The sequence below is a fragment of the Pseudomonas sp. Colony2 genome (assembly GCF_019382755.1).
Classification (GTDB): Bacteria; Pseudomonadota; Gammaproteobacteria; order Pseudomonadales; family Pseudomonadaceae; genus Aquipseudomonas.
Genome location: NZ_CP080030.1, coordinates 4,400,326 through 4,414,127 on the forward strand (window position 1 = coordinate 4,400,326; position 13,802 = coordinate 4,414,127).

Here is a 13,802-nt window from a genome sequence, read left to right on the forward strand (position 1 = left end):
GGGAGCAAGCTCCCTCGCCACATAGATCACCTCAGGTCATGATCAGGCCAACGGTACACGACGGGTGGAAATCGCCAGGCGACCCACACCGAAGCTCAACGCTGCGCCCAGCAGCAACATCAACAAGGTGCTCCACGCAGCACGGGACAGTTGCTTGGCCGCGACTTCACCGGCTTCACGGGCTTTCTGTTCAGCCTGTTGCTTCAGTTCGTCGACCTTCTGCACGGCCTGCTGGTAGGCCTGGGCGTAGTTGTCGACAATCTGGGTGGCCTCAGCCTGGCTCTTGCCGGTACGGGCCGCAACAATGTTGACCAGTGCCTGCTTGTCCGCCGCGTTCAACGCCGGCTCACCGGAAGCCTTGACCCGCTCGAACCACTGCTTCAATTCATCACCAGCCTGGGCTGGGTTGGTCGCGGCATCGTTGGCCGACTGCTTGCCGTCCGCAGCCGCCTGATCGGCTTTTTGCTCAACGTTGGCCGGGTCCAGTTCAGGTTTGCCGCTCTGCTTGAGCAGTGTGTCGAGCTGACCTTGCAGGCTGTTCCAGTCCAGCTTGATGCCCTGCTCATTCAGTTGCTGCTTGACGCTGTCGCTGATACCCGGCGCCACGGCGGCGATCCCGCTGCCGGCAGCCGACAGGCCCTTGCCGACGACATTGCCCGCCGCTCCCACAACGCTGGTGGCCAGCGCGGCCAGCAGCCAGGTGGTGAGCAAGGTGGTGATGGTCCAGCTCAGCACGCCGTGCAGGCCGCCGCGATCCGGCGCGGTGCGCCCGGCCACGAATGCACCGGCACCGATTGCCAGCAGCGTCGAGACAAACAGCCAGATCCCGGCACCGGTGCCGAAACCGCTCAGCGGGTTACCCGCGGCCATCGGGTCTACCGCGCTGGCGCCAATCGCGGTGCCAAGTACGCTCAATACCAGATAGGTCACCAGGGCAATTGCACTACCGGCCAATACCGAGCCCCAGGACACACGAAACAGCGAACGGTTGGTTTCATAGACAGTGGTCATGTTTGATCCTTTGAACAGTGGGTAGGTGGCCAGTTTGGCGAGGCACCTGCCCTGCGGTCTCGGCACAATTGCACTAGGTTGACTGGTGCATTCGCACCCCGCGCCTGGCAGTTTGTCTGCACTATCCTGAGCCTCAGGTGTCGTACTTCCCATGCGACTTACCCCAGGAGAAACCATGAGCCAGGCCGTCCTCGCCAAAGAAACCAACCGCCGCCAACTGCAGCAGATCATCTCCGGCTTGTCCGATGGGGTGATCCTCGCCGAGGCCGACCAGACCATACTCTGGGCCAATGAAGCCGCGCTGCTGATGCATGGCGTGGATAAAGTCGAAGACCTGGGTGCCAACACCAAGGAATACGCCGCGCGCTTTGCCTTGCGGTATCGCAACAACCACCCGTTGGTGCTGGAGAATTATCCTCTGAGCCGGGTGGCAGACGGTGAAGAGTTCAGCGATGTGGTGGTGGAAGTCACCCCCACCGGCGACGAGGAAAAAGTCTGGGTGCATCGCCTGCGCAGCCTGGTGCTCGACGACGCGTCGGGCGAGCCGGAATTGCTGGTGTTGATCCTGAGCGACGCCACCGAATGGGCCAGCGCCGAACAGCGCTTCGAAAAGACCTTCAATGCCAACCCGGCGCCGGCGGTGATTTGCCGCCTGAGCGACCTGCGCTACATCAAGGTCAACCAGGGCTTCCTGGAGATGACCGGCTACAACCGCGACCAGGTGATCGGCCACTCGGTGTATGAACTGGACGTGCTGGAACAGGCCGAAAACAAGGACCTGGCCGTCAAGCGCCTGGGCGAAGGCGCGACCATTCCACAGATGCAAGCCGAACTGAAACTGCCCGAAGGCGGCAGCAAACTGGTGATCGTGGCCGGCCAGCCGCTGGACATGAATGAGGAAGACTGCATGCTGTTTTCCTTCACCGACCTGGAGCCTCGCCGCAAGGCCGAAACCGCCCTGCGTCAGAGCGAGGAACGCTTCGCCAAGTCGTTCCGCCTGACGCCGGTGCCGACCCTGGTGTGCAACGCCGCCAACCGCCAGGTGGTGGATATCAACGAAGCCTTCATGACCATCACCGGCTATACCAGTGAAGAACTGATCGGCAAATCCATCGAAGACATCGACTTTATCGACAGCCCCCAGGCCTGCACGCAACTGTTCACCACCCTGGAAAAAGCCGGCAACCTCGACGGCCTCGACCTGAAGATCCGCAAGAAAGGCAATGAGCTGATCGACTGTGTGCTGTCTGCCGACACCGTCAGTATCCAGGATGTGCCCTGCTACCTGCTGGTGCTGATGAACATCACCGAACGCAAGCGCTCCGAGCTGGAACTGGTGGCCGCGATCGAGGAAGTGATGCAGGACGCCTCATGGTTCAGCCAGACGCTGATTGAAAAACTGGCCAACGCCAAGAGCGTCAACAGCCCCAATGTACCGAACATTTCCTTTACCGACCTGACCGCCCGCGAGCGCGACGTACTGGGGTTGATTTGCGAAGGCCTGGCCGACAAGGAAATCGCTTCGCGCCTGAAACTGGCACCCAACACCGTGCGTAACCATGTGGCCACGGTGTACTCCAAACTGGGGGTGCATAGCCGTAGTGCAGCCATCGTGTGGGCCCGTGAGCGCGGGCTGTTTGCCGGTGAGTTGCGGGTTAAAAAGCCGAAATAGAGTGCAAATGCACTAGTGCGACCGGTGCAAATTCGCCTTATTGCGCGGGGGTGCACTGCTTAACCTTGAAGGGTGGGCATAGGGCTTAGGGTCCTGTGCCGTTGAGATGTCATGCCCTTTAAGGAATCCATTATGAAAAGCGAACAAGTCAAAGGCGCCGTCGAAAAAGTGGCCGGCAAGGCTCAAGGTTTTCTGGGTGATCTGACCGGTGACGAACGTCTCCAGGCCGAGGGTGTAGCTCGCCAGGCCGCTGGCCAGTTGCAGCAAACCTACGGTGACGCGCTGGACACCGTCGGCGATTTCGCCAAGCAAAAACCCCTGGCAACGGTTGCGATCGTCGCCGGTGTCGGCCTGCTGCTGGGCCTGTTGCTGCGTCGTCGCTGAGGAGAACCCTGATGTTTACGCTCTCCCAACTGCGCAACTGCATCGAAGAGGCCCTGTCGCCCCTGACCTGCGAATTCACCCTGTGCCGTGACGCGTCGTTGACGCTCAAGGTCTTCGACGCCGAAAGCGGCCGGGTGGATTTGGTGGTCACCGGGATCAGCGTCAACAAGCTGCAGACCCCGCAGGAAGTGGAAAAGATGGTCGACGAGTTGCGGTACGAATTGCAGAGCAACACCGTCGGTAAACTCAGGCTGGATGACCTGCCGCTGCGCCCTTTGTAGGAGCGGGCTTGCTCGCGAAAAACGCCCGGGCACCGCGTTCATTCAGGCGTGGCGCGTTATCGTTAACGACCTTCGCGAGCAAGCGTGCTCCTACAGTATGTCGCGGGCTTTCAACGACGCCCCGATAAAATAGAACACCCCTCCCCCGACAATGAACGCTGCCAACATGTAGAACATGTAGTGGGCCGGCAGGTTGGCCAGCACCAGCCCGCACAGCACCGGCCCCAACGCAGCGCCGAGGTTGGAGAGGTTTTGCGCCCCGTAGTACATGCCCCGCAGGTTGTCCGGGGCGATGCGGTCGATGAACATGTACTCGGCCGGAAACACCACGATTTCGCCCACGGTGAAAATCGCCATCGCCAGGATCCACCACCACACGTTGCTCGCCAGGGCAAAGCCAATCACCCCCAGCATGAACATGCCCAGGCCGAAGATCAGCCACTGGCTCAGGTAGCGGTGGGAAATGCGCCGGCCAATCGCGTATTGCAGGGCAATCACCAACACCGCGTTGGTGGTGAGTACCGCGCTGATGATGGTGTAGGTGTATTCGGCGGTAGTGGTGGTCACCAGGTACTGCGACAGGTACGCGGTGAACTGGCCGAACACCACGGCACTGAGCAGGCCGCCGACGGTGAAGCACACCAGTCGGTGATCCCGCAGCAATACACGCCCCACCGCGAGGAACGACACCGGCTTTTGCGTGGTGTCTACCGTGGCCAGCGTGCGGTCGCCCCAACGCCAGTACAGCAGGAAAAACCCGAAGCCCAGGACCGCCGACAGGATAAACGGCAAGCTGATATCGAGCTTGGCCACCATCGCGCCAAAAAACGGCCCTACGGCATAGCCGATATTGGTCAGGGTGTACTTGATGGAAAACGCTTCGCTGCGCTCATCTTCCGGCAACAGGCTGGCAAACCCGGACTTGATCGCGATGTCGATCACCGCGTACGCCAGGTTGATCAGGATCAGGCAACTGTAGAACGACCAGATTTCCCGGGCCAGCACCGTGCCGACAAACCCCAGGGCAAACACCACACTCAAGCTGAGCAATAACCTATAGCTGTCGATGCGGTCTACCAGGAAACCGCCGTAGACACTCAGCAGCGAGCCGACGATCAACGAGCTGCCGATCACCAGGCCGACCTGGCTGATGTCGAGGGCAAAGTGGTTGGTGAGGTAGATCACCAGGTACGGAAAGGTGATGGCCTTGGCCAGGGTGAGGATCAGCGTGGCCGACAACAACAGGTTCACGGTACGCGGGTAATTTCTTATTGTGGCAAGCATCCTGCTCTCATTTCCGGTCAAGGTAAAGGGACCATTGCGGCCCGCAAGCGGACGTACCTTAACGCAAAACAAGAAGAAAAAAATGCTGGTTTATGCATTTATGCAAAAATCAAATGCAGCGGGATGAAGCGTGATCACCCATCCCGCTGAACGCTTTATTTTTTAACGGGCGTGATGTCGAGAATCGTGCCGTTGGTGGTTTTGAGCAATACGTACTTGTCGTTCACTCGAGCCCACTGGCTGTCTTCTTCCGGCTGCTTCAGGCCACGTTTCTTCCAGTCGGCAATGGCCGACTCCTTACGCATCAGAATGTCTGGCGCGCGGTCTCCCGTCTTGAGGTCGCGGGTATTGATATTCGAAGGCTGCACGGTTTTTTGCGGAGTATCCGCGGCCTGGACGGTGAGACTCGCGGCGGACAGGCTCGCGGCAACCAGCAGGCAGGCAACAAGGGATTTGGACTTCATGGGCACTTCCTTCAATGAATGACGCGTAAAGATTCCGACCGCAGCGGCGTGGAATCATTCAGCGCCGTGATGGAAGCGGCAGATGGGTGGACGGCCAGCGACCGGGCCGGCGATTAATCAGATAAGATTGGTTCTTTTTTCCAGCCGCTCAGGAATTCCAATGACTGGTACCCACGTCATCATCATTTTCGTGACCGTTGTCACCTTGCTCGCGCTCTACGTGTTCGGCACCTACAGGGAACTGGTGGCCCTGCTCGATCGCTGCAAAAAAGCCTTCGGCCAATTCAAGGAGGCCGAACAACAATTGGCGGCGGCGCAAAATGCCTCGTCACCCACCGCAGAAATCGCCAGCCTGGAAAGCCGTGTCGCGTTCACCCGCCAGCTCTTCCACGACTCGGTCAACAACTACAACACCTACAAGCACAAGTCGCCGACCTCGGTGGTGGCCGAGCTGCTCGGGCATCGTGATGATGTCAACCTGTCGGGGTTCGAGGCCAAGCGTACGGTCTGACCTGCCGGCGCTTACACAGGTGCACGCTGACGTGTCGGCGTGCCCTGATGAAACACCATCTGCCACTGCCCGCCGCTTTCGCGCCACACCGAACTGCGCAACGACTCCCCCGCCGCATTTGCATCCGTCGCCGCGCGCTGGCAGCGATACGTCACCAACGCCACGCCTTCGGCCAGCACCTTCATTGCAAAGTCACTGATGCTACGGACTGAAAACACCTCATCCTGCAGCCCTTCGATCACCTCGGCCTTGCTGCCCCACACATTGCCACTGGCACCAAATTCGACGAAATCATCCGCCAGCAGCACCGACAACCGCGCCGCATCTGCACGGGTGGTGCATTGGTGCAGCTCCTGTTCCAGGCGGCGTAAATGCTCTGCCAACTCCATACCCATTGCTCTCGTGAAATTAATCCTGTAATTTTTCATGAAATTTCCTGATAAGAATTTCACGAAGCGCCCATGGACAAGCAAGAAGAACTCGAGGCCCTGGCGATCCTGATCCACGACCTGCGCAAGCACAAGAAGCTCACCCTGGCGCAACTGGCGCAAAAGATCGAGCGTTCCGTGGGTTTCCTGTCCCAGGTTGAACGCGGCCTGTCGCGCCCGACCGTGGCCGACCTCACGGCCATCAGCCACGCCCTCGGTGTGCCCACCACCTATTTCTACAGCCTGTCCAAACCCAAGGCGGTGGACTGGGTCACCCGCCCCAACGAACGGCGCACGGTGTATTACGCCAATGGCATCACCGACATCCTGGTGTCGCCGAGCATGCACGGCGCGTTCTCGATCCTCGACAGCCTGCTGGCCCCCGGTGCCAACAGCGGCGAACAAACCATGAGCGACCGTGCCGAACAGGCCGGTTACGTGCTGGAGGGCGAGTTGACGCTGTGGGTCGAGGGCGAGCCGGACTCGGTCACCCTGGGCCCCGGCGACAGCTTCCACCTGGCCAGTTTTGCCCACTGCCGCTACGGCAACCTGACCGACCTGCCAGCCCGCGTGCTGTGGGTCTACAACTAGGAGCAACACCCGTGAAAAGCCATGCTTCCACGCTTTTGGCCGAAGTCCGGACCTTTCGCCAGAACCATCCCGATGTGCGCTACGTCGACCTGATTGCCCTGGACATTCCCGGGCATTTCTACGGCAAGCGCTACCCGGTGGAGATGCTGGAAAAGGTCGCCGCCGGCAGCCCGTTGAAACTGCCGCAGAACGCGGTGCTGCTGGGTGCCCAGGGCGGCCTGTTCAAGATCGGCGACTATTGCTTCCACGACGGCGACCCGGACGCCAACCGCCGCCTGGTGCCCGGCACCCTCAAGCCGGTGAGCTGGGAGGCGCAGCCGCTGGGGCAGATGTTGATCACCTCCGACGGCACCGAAGCGCCCATCGAATTCGAACCCCGGGAAGTACTGGCCAAGGTGCTGGAACGCCTGCAGCGCAAAGGCATTCACCCGGTGGTCGCGTTCGAGCTGGAGTTCTACCTGTTCGACAAAAAGCTCAGCGACGGCCTGCCGCAATTTGCCCGCGACCCGCTGAGTGATGACGCGGACGACCAGCCCAACTTGCACATCGAGCGCCTGTCACGCTTTGCGCCGGTGTTGGACGATATGGTCGAGACGGCCAAGGCCCAGGGCATCGACATCACGGTGATCACCGCCGAACTCGGCCCCGGCCAGTTCGAAATCAATTTCGGCCACCTGGAAGACGGCCTGCGCGCCGCCGACTGGGCCGCCCTGTTCTGCCGCAGCACCCGTGGCGTGGCCCTCAAGCACGGCTATCGCGCCAGCTTCATGGCCAAGCCTTACCTGCAACACCCCGGCAGCGGCATGCATGTGCACGTCAGCCTGTACGATGCGGCGGGCAATAACCTGCTGGCGGCCCACCAGCAGCAACCGTTGCGCCACGCGGTGGCGGGTTGCCTGGAACTGCTGCCTCACTGCATGCCGATCTTCTCGCCCAACCACAACGCCTTCCGCCGCCTTGGTGGCACGGTCAACGCGGCAACCCGCGCGTGCTGGGGCTTTGAAGACCGTGACGCGTGCGTGCGAATTCCTGAATCCGACCCGCGCAACCTGCGCATCGAACATCGCCTGGCGAGTGCCGATGCCAACCCGTATCTGGTATTGGCGGCGATTCTGGTGGGGCTTGAGCATGGTCTTGAAGCAGCGAAGGAGCCCATCGCCCCGCTGAACGAAGACCGCAACAGCGGCGCGGACTTCCCCCTGGAAATGCTGGAGGCGGTGCGCGCCATGCAGCATCAGCCGACGTTGCGCGAAGGCCTGGGCGCGGAGTTTGTCGACGTGTATTGCGAAAACAAACGCCAGGACCACCTGGCATTCCAGCAGGAAATTCATGCGCGGGAATATCGCTGGTATCTCTAGGCACTGATGGTTAGCCTCGTGGGCATCTCTGGCTAACCGCGGACTTGCCCATGACCGACCAAAGCGCCCCGGCCCTGAAGGAAATCTTCAACGCCGAACGCCTGCAACACATCGCCAGCGAAATGACCGCGGTGTACCCGGCGTTCGACGCCAAGGGTTTTCTCAAACACGCCAAGGCCGGGTTGGCAGACCTGTCGGTGATGCAGCGCATGGGGCGGGTCAGCGAAAGCCTGAACGCTGTGATCCCGCTGGATTATCCGCAAACCCTGAAGTTGCTGTATGCCCTTGCCCCTCGGCTGAACAGCGCCTTTGTCAGCCTGTTCCTGCCCCACTACGTTGCCAGCTACGGCGGCGATGATTTCAAGCGCTCCATGGCTGCCCTCAAGTACTTCACCACCTTCGGCTCCGCCGAGTTTGCCGTGCGGCATTTCCTGCTGAGGGATTTCAAGCGCACCCTGGCCGTAATGCAGCAATGGTCGCTGGATGACAACGAACACGTACGACGCCTCGCCAGCGAAGGTTCACGGCCACGGCTGCCATGGTCGTTTCGCCTGGCCGAGGTGCAGGCCGATCCGAACCTGTGCGCTTCGATCCTCGACAATCTCAAGGCCGACAGCAGCCTCTACGTGCGCAAGTCGGTGGCCAACCACCTCAACGACATCACCAAGGACCATCCGGATTGGGTGCTGGGCCTGATCGAAGGCTGGTCCCTGGATAACCCCCACACCGCGTGGATCGCCCGCCACGCGCTGCGCAGCCTGATCAAGCAAGGCAACACCCGGGCGCTGACGATCATGGGCGCCGGGGCCAGGGCCGAAGTGAAGATCCATCAACTCAAGGTCGAGCCGGCGGCGATCAAGTTGGGGGAGCGGATCAACCTGTCCTTCAGCCTGGAGTCCACTGCCGATTCGTCGCAAAAGCTGGTGGTCGACTACGCCATCGACTATGTGAAAAGCGCCGGTCACAGCGCGTCCAAGGTGTTCAAGCTCAAGGCATTTACCCTGGGTGCCGGAGAACATCACGCCATCAGCCGTGGCCAACATATCCGTGAATTGACCACGCGCAAGCACTATCCCGGCAAGCATGCGGTTCACGTGCTGGTGAACGGTGAGCGGCTGGGAAGCGTCGAGTTTGAACTCGCAAAATAATCCTTAAAACATTAACGAAGGCTCTAGATCGGGCCTTACAGCGTAATTAATTGTCGGACAATGCTAGGCATTCGTGTTGCGATCCATTATCATCCGGCGCCTTCTCAGTACCCCTAGGGTACTTGTGTCAATGTTCCACCTGAGGCGCCCATGCTCCGTTTTTCGTTTTACCGTCCCCTGATCTGCATCAGCTGGGGGCTTGCCAGTCACAGCGCGCTTGCCGCCCTGCAACCAATGGCCGAAGCCCCGCTGGCCAGCGACACCGAGCTGCATTGCCACTTCAACCGCGACGCCAGCGTCGACTGCACTACCCGCTTTCACTTCACCATCCTCAAGCCAAGCGGCCGCGAAATGCTCTCGCGGATCGACTTCAGCTACCAGGAAGAAGACGGCTTCGAACTGATCAAGGCCGAGTCCACCCAGCCCGGCGGCAAACCTGTGCCCCTGGACCCGACGCAAATCGACACCCGCACCGCCCCCAACCCGGACCAGGGTTTCTCCCGGGAAAAACAGACCTCGCTGGCGTTTCCCAACCTGCGGGTCGGCACGCAAATCCGCTACACGGTGCGCGAACATCACCCGGCCAAACCGCTGATGACCGAGTTCTACTACGCCTTGCAGTTCGGCCCCAACGCCGCACGGCGCGACCACTTCAAGGCACGCTTCACCGCCGAGCGGCCGATCGAGTGGCGCAGCGAATTGATGGAGGGTTTCAGCATTACGCCATCGGCCAATCGCAAGACCCTGGACGTGGTGCAAAAGGCCCCGACCTACCTCAGCTACATCAACGAATCCGCCAACGCCTACATACGCCACGCCCCGCGTATCGAAGTCGGCAGCTCCCTGGATCGCCAGCAGTACTTCGGCGGCTTTGCCGAACGCTACAACCAGATCCTCGGCGCCAAGCTGCCGCCCCAGGGCGCCGCCGCCGTGGCCGCCGTTCGCGGCTTGCCACCGGCACAACAGGTGGCCGGCCTGATGCAGCACATCAACGACCACTATCGTTACTTGGGCGACTGGCGCGCCTCGGATCGCGGCTATGTGCCCTTCAGCCTGGCGGAGATCGAGCAGCACGGCTACGGCGACTGCAAAGACCTTTCGACGCTGCTGGCGGCCATGCTCAAGGCCAGCGGAATCAAGGCCGAACCGGCCTGGGTCAGCCGCGGCGATGTGGTTAACCCGCTGCTGATTCCCGGTACCGGCGCGCCGAACCACGCCATCGTCCGCGCCGAAGTCGATGGCCAGGTGTGGTGGCTGGACCCGACCAACCCGATCTTCGCCCCCGGCCAGACCCTGCCCGACATCCAGGACCGCTGGGTGCTGGTGACCAACGCCGAGGGCCAGGTACGTGAAGAACACATCCCGCTGCAACCCGCCGCCCCCACGTTGATCCTCGACAAACAGGAGCGCTTCGACGCCCAGGGCACCGCCCGGGTCTCGGCCACCGTTGATTTTCGCGGCATGCCGCTGATGCAACTGAGCGTCGCCGACCGCCAGCAAGGCGCCACCGCCAGCGACCAGAACATCTGCGACAACTTCGGCAAACAGATCACCGACTGCCAGGTCGAGCGCCCCGCCACCGCCTTCTTGATCCCGGCCAGCTACAAGGTCAGCGCCACCCTGACGGACATGCGGCCCCTGGAACCGCTGGGCAACGACCACGTCTACAACGATGCCTTGCTGCAAGAGAAATGGGACGGTCTGCTCAACTACCGCCGCAATGGGCAACTGGCCGACTTGTACATAGGCAACCCCGAGACGCTGGATTACACCATCACACTGTCGGGTGGGCAGATCGACAAGGACATCAAGGCTTGCCAGGTACGCTCGCCGTGGTACGACCTGGACCTGACGGGTGAGCGCGTCAAGGGCGACTGGCGTTATCACTACGTCCTGACGCAGAAAATACGCTGGCTGGCCCACGATGAAATTGTCAGCGCACCGTTTGAAAAGATGATCAAGGAGATCCGTGCCTGTGGTGAGCAGGTGCATCAGGTGGTGAAGCTCTAACCCTCCCCCAGCAAAACCCCTTGCTCCCGCGCGCAGAGTTCCACCAGGTAATCCCACAACACCCGCAACCTTACCGACTTGTGCAACTCGCGCCGGGAGCTGATCCAGTAGCTGCGCTGGATGCTCTCCGCCGGAAGCAGCGGCACCAGATCCGGGTCGCTCGCCGCCATGAAGCACGGCAATACGGCAATTCCCAACCCCGAGCGCGCCGCCTGGTGCTGGGCGATCACGCTGGTGCTGTGGAACACCACTTTGGGGTTGCGGCAGAAACTGCTGAGGAATTTCAGTTCCTGGCTGAACAGTAAATCATCGACGTAATCGATCCAGGCGTGCACCGCCAGGTCCTCGCGTTTTTCAATCGGCGGTGTGCGGTCCAGGTAGCTGCGGCTGGCGTAGAGCGCCAGGCGGTAGTCGGTGAGTTTGCGAGTCACCAGTTGGTCGACGCTGGGGCGTTCGAGGTGGATGCTGATTTCCGCTTCGCGGTTGAGGATGCTGACAAACCGTGGCACTGCCAGCAGTTCCACTTCCAGGCCCGGGTAGCGTTCGAACAGGCCGCCCATGCGACTGGCCAGGAACATCACGCCCAAACCCTCGGCCACCCCCAGGCGGATCTTGCCCAGGGGCGCGGCGGAATGAGTCAGTTCTTCTTCGGCCAGCAGCGCCACGTTTTCCATGGCTTCGGCATGTTTGAGCAGGGCTTCGCCGGAGGGCGTGAGTTCGTAACCCTGGGCGTGCTGCACGAACAGCGCAGTGCCCAGGCTTTTCTCGATGGCCTCGATGTGCCGGGCCACGGTGGCGTGGGTGGTTTTCAGGCGTTGCGCCGCCGTGAGCAAGCGCCCGCTACGCTGTAACTCAAGAAAGAACCGCAGATCATTCCAGTCGAACATGCCTTCCCCTTCTTCCCCTGAACAGCAGCGTTGTCTAAAAACGCACAGCAGCTGGGTAAAAACTAACATTTTTAAGACGAAAACTAACAACTAGGATGGGACCAATAAGAAAAACAAGCGAGGTCACAGATGCATTCTGCAGCTGCTGAATACGATTACGTGGTGGTAGGCGCCGGCCCGGCGGGCTGCCTGCTGGCCAATCGACTGTCTGCCAACCCTGCCCATCGCGTGTTGCTGCTTGAAGCAGGCGGTCGCGATAACTACCCCTGGATCCATATTCCCGTCGGCTACCTGTTCTGCATCGGCAACCCACGCACCGACTGGTGCTTCAAGACCGAAGCCCAGGAAGGCCTGCAAGGCCGAGCGCTGAGCTACCCGCGCGGCAAGGTGCTGGGCGGGTGCTCGTCCATCAACGGCATGATCTACATGCGCGGCCAGGCCCGGGATTACGACGGCTGGGCCGAGGACAATCCCGGCTGGGCCTGGAAGGATGTGCTGCCGCTGTTCAAGCAGAGCGAAAACCATTTTGCCGGTGCCTCGCAATTTCACAGTGACGGCGGTGAATGGCGGGTTGAGCAACAGCGCCTGCACTGGCCGATCCTCGATGCGTTTCGTGACGCGGCGCAGCAAAGCGGTATCGACAGCATCAGCGACTTCAACCAGGGCGACAACGAAGGCTGTGGCTATTTCCAGGTCAATCAGAAATCCGGCGTGCGCTGGAATGCGGCCAAGGCGTTTCTCAAGCCGATCCGCCAGCGGCCCAACCTGACGGTGATGACCGAGGTTGAAGTCGACCGCGTACTCCTGGAGAACGGCCGTGCGGCGGCGGTGGTTGCTCGCCGGCAAGGCCAGCCAGTCACGTGGCGGGCGCGCAAGGAAATCATCCTGTGCGCCGGCTCCGTCGGTTCGCCGGGCATCCTGCAACGCTCCGGTATCGGCCCCTCCAGCGTGCTCAAGCCTTTGGGCATCGATGTGCTGCACGAGTTACCCGGCGTGGGCGGCAACCTGCAGGATCACCTGCAACTGCGCCTGATCTACAAGCTGGAAAACGCCCGCACCCTGAACCAGATCGCCGGCACCGTGTGGGGCAAGATGGGCATGGGCCTGCGCTACCTGTACGACCGCAGCGGCCCGTTGTCCATGGCCCCCAGCCAACTTGGCGCGTTTGCCCGCTCCGGGCCGGAGCAGACGTCGGCCAACCTCGAATACCACGTGCAACCGCTGTCCCTGGAACGCTTTGGCGAACCACTGCACGGGTTCCCGGCCTTCACCGCTTCGGTGTGCGACTTGCGCCCGCAAAGCCGTGGCCGCATCGATATTCGCTCGGCCAACCCGGCAGACGCACCGCTGATCCGCCCCAACTACCTCAGCCATCCGGAAGACCTGCGGGTGGCCGCCGACGCCATTCGCCTGACCCGACGCATCGTCTCGGCGCCGGCCCTGAAGCAATTCAACCCGGTGGAGTACCTGCCCGGCGCAGAACTGCAGACGGACGAACAACTGCAGGAAGCCGCCGCCCGCATTGGCACCACGATTTTCCATCCAGTGGGCACCTGCCGCATGGGCAGCGACAAGGACGCGGTGGTCGACGCCCAACTGCGAGTGCACGGGGTTCCCGGCCTGCGCATCGCCGACGCGTCGGTCATGCCCCGCATCACTTCAGGCAACACCTGCTCACCGACGCTGATGATCGCGGAAAAAGCCGCGCAGCTTATCCTTTCGCCGAACACAAGGAGCCTCGCCCCGGAGAAAGAACTGACCTTACCGGCTTGA

Annotated in this window: 14 protein-coding genes; 9 read left to right on the plus strand and 5 right to left on the minus strand. The window is 61.3% G+C overall.

The genetic code is table 11. The annotated features are described in order from the left end of the window. Positions 1–42: 42 nt before the first annotated feature. Positions 43–1,011 carry a hypothetical protein gene (locus JV201_RS17420; protein ID WP_177009748.1) on the minus strand — a complete coding sequence of 323 codons (969 nt, stop codon included), beginning with the start codon at positions 1,009–1,011 and terminating at the stop codon, positions 43–45. A 175-nt stretch (positions 1,012–1,186) separates the two neighbouring features. Between JV201_RS17420 and JV201_RS17425 the strand changes: the two genes are divergently transcribed. The 3 genes from JV201_RS17425 to JV201_RS17435 all read left to right on the plus strand — a co-directional run bounded on the left by JV201_RS17425 (position 1,187) and on the right by JV201_RS17435 (position 3,348). Then, positions 1,187–2,683: a PAS domain S-box protein gene (locus JV201_RS17425; RefSeq protein WP_003211582.1), complete on the plus strand. Its 1,497-nt coding sequence runs from the start codon at positions 1,187–1,189 to the stop codon at positions 2,681–2,683. A 132-nt stretch (positions 2,684–2,815) separates the two neighbouring features. Next, entirely contained in the window at positions 2,816–3,067 is a 252-nt protein-coding gene (locus tag JV201_RS17430; protein WP_003211583.1) for a CsbD family protein, read from the plus strand. Between the two features lie 11 nt (positions 3,068–3,078). Next, positions 3,079–3,348 (plus strand): DUF1652 domain-containing protein, encoded by a 270-nt coding sequence (locus tag JV201_RS17435; RefSeq protein ID WP_003211585.1) that lies wholly within the window; start codon positions 3,079–3,081, stop codon positions 3,346–3,348. Positions 3,349–3,438: 90 nt separating this feature from the next. On the opposite strand, the gene JV201_RS17440 is transcribed toward JV201_RS17435, so the two are convergent. Both JV201_RS17440 and JV201_RS17445 read right to left on the minus strand, forming a co-directional pair. Then, entirely contained in the window at positions 3,439–4,632 is a 1,194-nt protein-coding gene (locus tag JV201_RS17440; protein ID WP_177068268.1) for an MFS transporter, read from the minus strand. Between the two features lie 155 nt (positions 4,633–4,787). Continuing rightward, positions 4,788–5,096 carry an RcnB family protein gene (locus JV201_RS17445; protein WP_003211589.1) on the minus strand — a complete coding sequence of 103 codons (309 nt, stop codon included), beginning with the start codon at positions 5,094–5,096 and terminating at the stop codon, positions 4,788–4,790. A 160-nt stretch (positions 5,097–5,256) separates the two neighbouring features. Here JV201_RS17445 and JV201_RS17450 point away from each other — a divergent pair, with 160 nt between their 5' ends. Continuing rightward, a complete protein-coding gene (locus tag JV201_RS17450; protein ID WP_219405794.1) occupies positions 5,257–5,607 on the plus strand; it encodes a LemA family protein in 351 nt (116 codons plus the stop codon). 11 nt (positions 5,608–5,618) lie between these two features. Here JV201_RS17450 and JV201_RS17455 read toward each other — a convergent pair whose 3' ends face one another. Further along, positions 5,619–6,002, minus strand: a complete 384-nt coding sequence (locus JV201_RS17455) for a DUF4440 domain-containing protein (RefSeq protein ID WP_003211593.1) — start codon at positions 6,000–6,002, stop codon at positions 5,619–5,621. Between the two features lie 66 nt (positions 6,003–6,068). Here JV201_RS17455 and JV201_RS17460 point away from each other — a divergent pair, with 66 nt between their 5' ends. From JV201_RS17460 to JV201_RS17475, 4 genes are all read left to right on the plus strand, one after another. Next, entirely contained in the window at positions 6,069–6,626 is a 558-nt protein-coding gene (locus tag JV201_RS17460) for a helix-turn-helix domain-containing protein (RefSeq protein WP_219405796.1), read from the plus strand. An 11-nt stretch (positions 6,627–6,637) separates the two neighbouring features. Then, positions 6,638–7,984, plus strand: a complete 1,347-nt coding sequence (locus JV201_RS17465) for a glutamine synthetase family protein (RefSeq protein WP_008435874.1) — start codon at positions 6,638–6,640, stop codon at positions 7,982–7,984. A 50-nt stretch (positions 7,985–8,034) separates the two neighbouring features. Next, positions 8,035–9,132 carry a DNA alkylation repair protein gene (locus tag JV201_RS17470; protein WP_219405797.1) on the plus strand — a complete coding sequence of 366 codons (1,098 nt, stop codon included), beginning with the start codon at positions 8,035–8,037 and terminating at the stop codon, positions 9,130–9,132. Positions 9,133–9,282: 150 nt separating this feature from the next. Continuing rightward, a complete protein-coding gene (locus tag JV201_RS17475) occupies positions 9,283–11,142 on the plus strand; it encodes a DUF3857 domain-containing transglutaminase family protein (RefSeq protein ID WP_219405798.1) in 1,860 nt (619 codons plus the stop codon). On the opposite strand, the gene JV201_RS17480 is transcribed toward JV201_RS17475, so the two are convergent. After that, on the minus strand, positions 11,139–12,029 hold the full coding sequence (locus tag JV201_RS17480) for a LysR family transcriptional regulator (protein ID WP_003211603.1): 891 nt from the start codon (positions 12,027–12,029) through the stop codon (positions 11,139–11,141). The genes JV201_RS17475 and JV201_RS17480 overlap by 4 nt on opposite strands. Positions 12,030–12,158: 129 nt before the next feature. Here JV201_RS17480 and JV201_RS17485 point away from each other — a divergent pair, with 129 nt between their 5' ends. Next, on the plus strand, positions 12,159–13,802 hold the full coding sequence (locus JV201_RS17485) for a GMC family oxidoreductase (protein WP_003211605.1): 1,644 nt from the start codon (positions 12,159–12,161) through the stop codon (positions 13,800–13,802).

What these genes read in the sequence shown, in the direction of transcription:
- JV201_RS17420 (WP_177009748.1), bottom strand. Translation starts at nt 1,011, where the DNA reads ATGACCACTGTCTATGAAACCAACCGTTCGCTGTTTCGTGTGTCCTGG.
- JV201_RS17425 (WP_003211582.1), top strand. Translation starts at nt 1,187, where the DNA reads ATGAGCCAGGCCGTCCTCGCCAAAGAAACCAACCGCCGCCAACTGCAG.
- JV201_RS17430 (WP_003211583.1), top strand. Translation starts at nt 2,816, where the DNA reads ATGAAAAGCGAACAAGTCAAAGGCGCCGTCGAAAAAGTGGCCGGCAAG.
- JV201_RS17435 (WP_003211585.1), top strand. Translation starts at nt 3,079, where the DNA reads ATGTTTACGCTCTCCCAACTGCGCAACTGCATCGAAGAGGCCCTGTCG.
- JV201_RS17440 (WP_177068268.1), bottom strand. Translation starts at nt 4,632, where the DNA reads ATGCTTGCCACAATAAGAAATTACCCGCGTACCGTGAACCTGTTGTTG.
- JV201_RS17445 (WP_003211589.1), bottom strand. Translation starts at nt 5,096, where the DNA reads ATGAAGTCCAAATCCCTTGTTGCCTGCCTGCTGGTTGCCGCGAGCCTG.
- JV201_RS17450 (WP_219405794.1), top strand. Translation starts at nt 5,257, where the DNA reads ATGACTGGTACCCACGTCATCATCATTTTCGTGACCGTTGTCACCTTG.
- JV201_RS17455 (WP_003211593.1), bottom strand. Translation starts at nt 6,002, where the DNA reads ATGGGTATGGAGTTGGCAGAGCATTTACGCCGCCTGGAACAGGAGCTG.
- JV201_RS17460 (WP_219405796.1), top strand. Translation starts at nt 6,069, where the DNA reads ATGGACAAGCAAGAAGAACTCGAGGCCCTGGCGATCCTGATCCACGAC.
- JV201_RS17470 (WP_219405797.1), top strand. Translation starts at nt 8,035, where the DNA reads ATGACCGACCAAAGCGCCCCGGCCCTGAAGGAAATCTTCAACGCCGAA.
- JV201_RS17475 (WP_219405798.1), top strand. Translation starts at nt 9,283, where the DNA reads ATGCTCCGTTTTTCGTTTTACCGTCCCCTGATCTGCATCAGCTGGGGG.
- JV201_RS17480 (WP_003211603.1), bottom strand. Translation starts at nt 12,029, where the DNA reads ATGTTCGACTGGAATGATCTGCGGTTCTTTCTTGAGTTACAGCGTAGC.
- JV201_RS17485 (WP_003211605.1), top strand. Translation starts at nt 12,159, where the DNA reads ATGCATTCTGCAGCTGCTGAATACGATTACGTGGTGGTAGGCGCCGGC.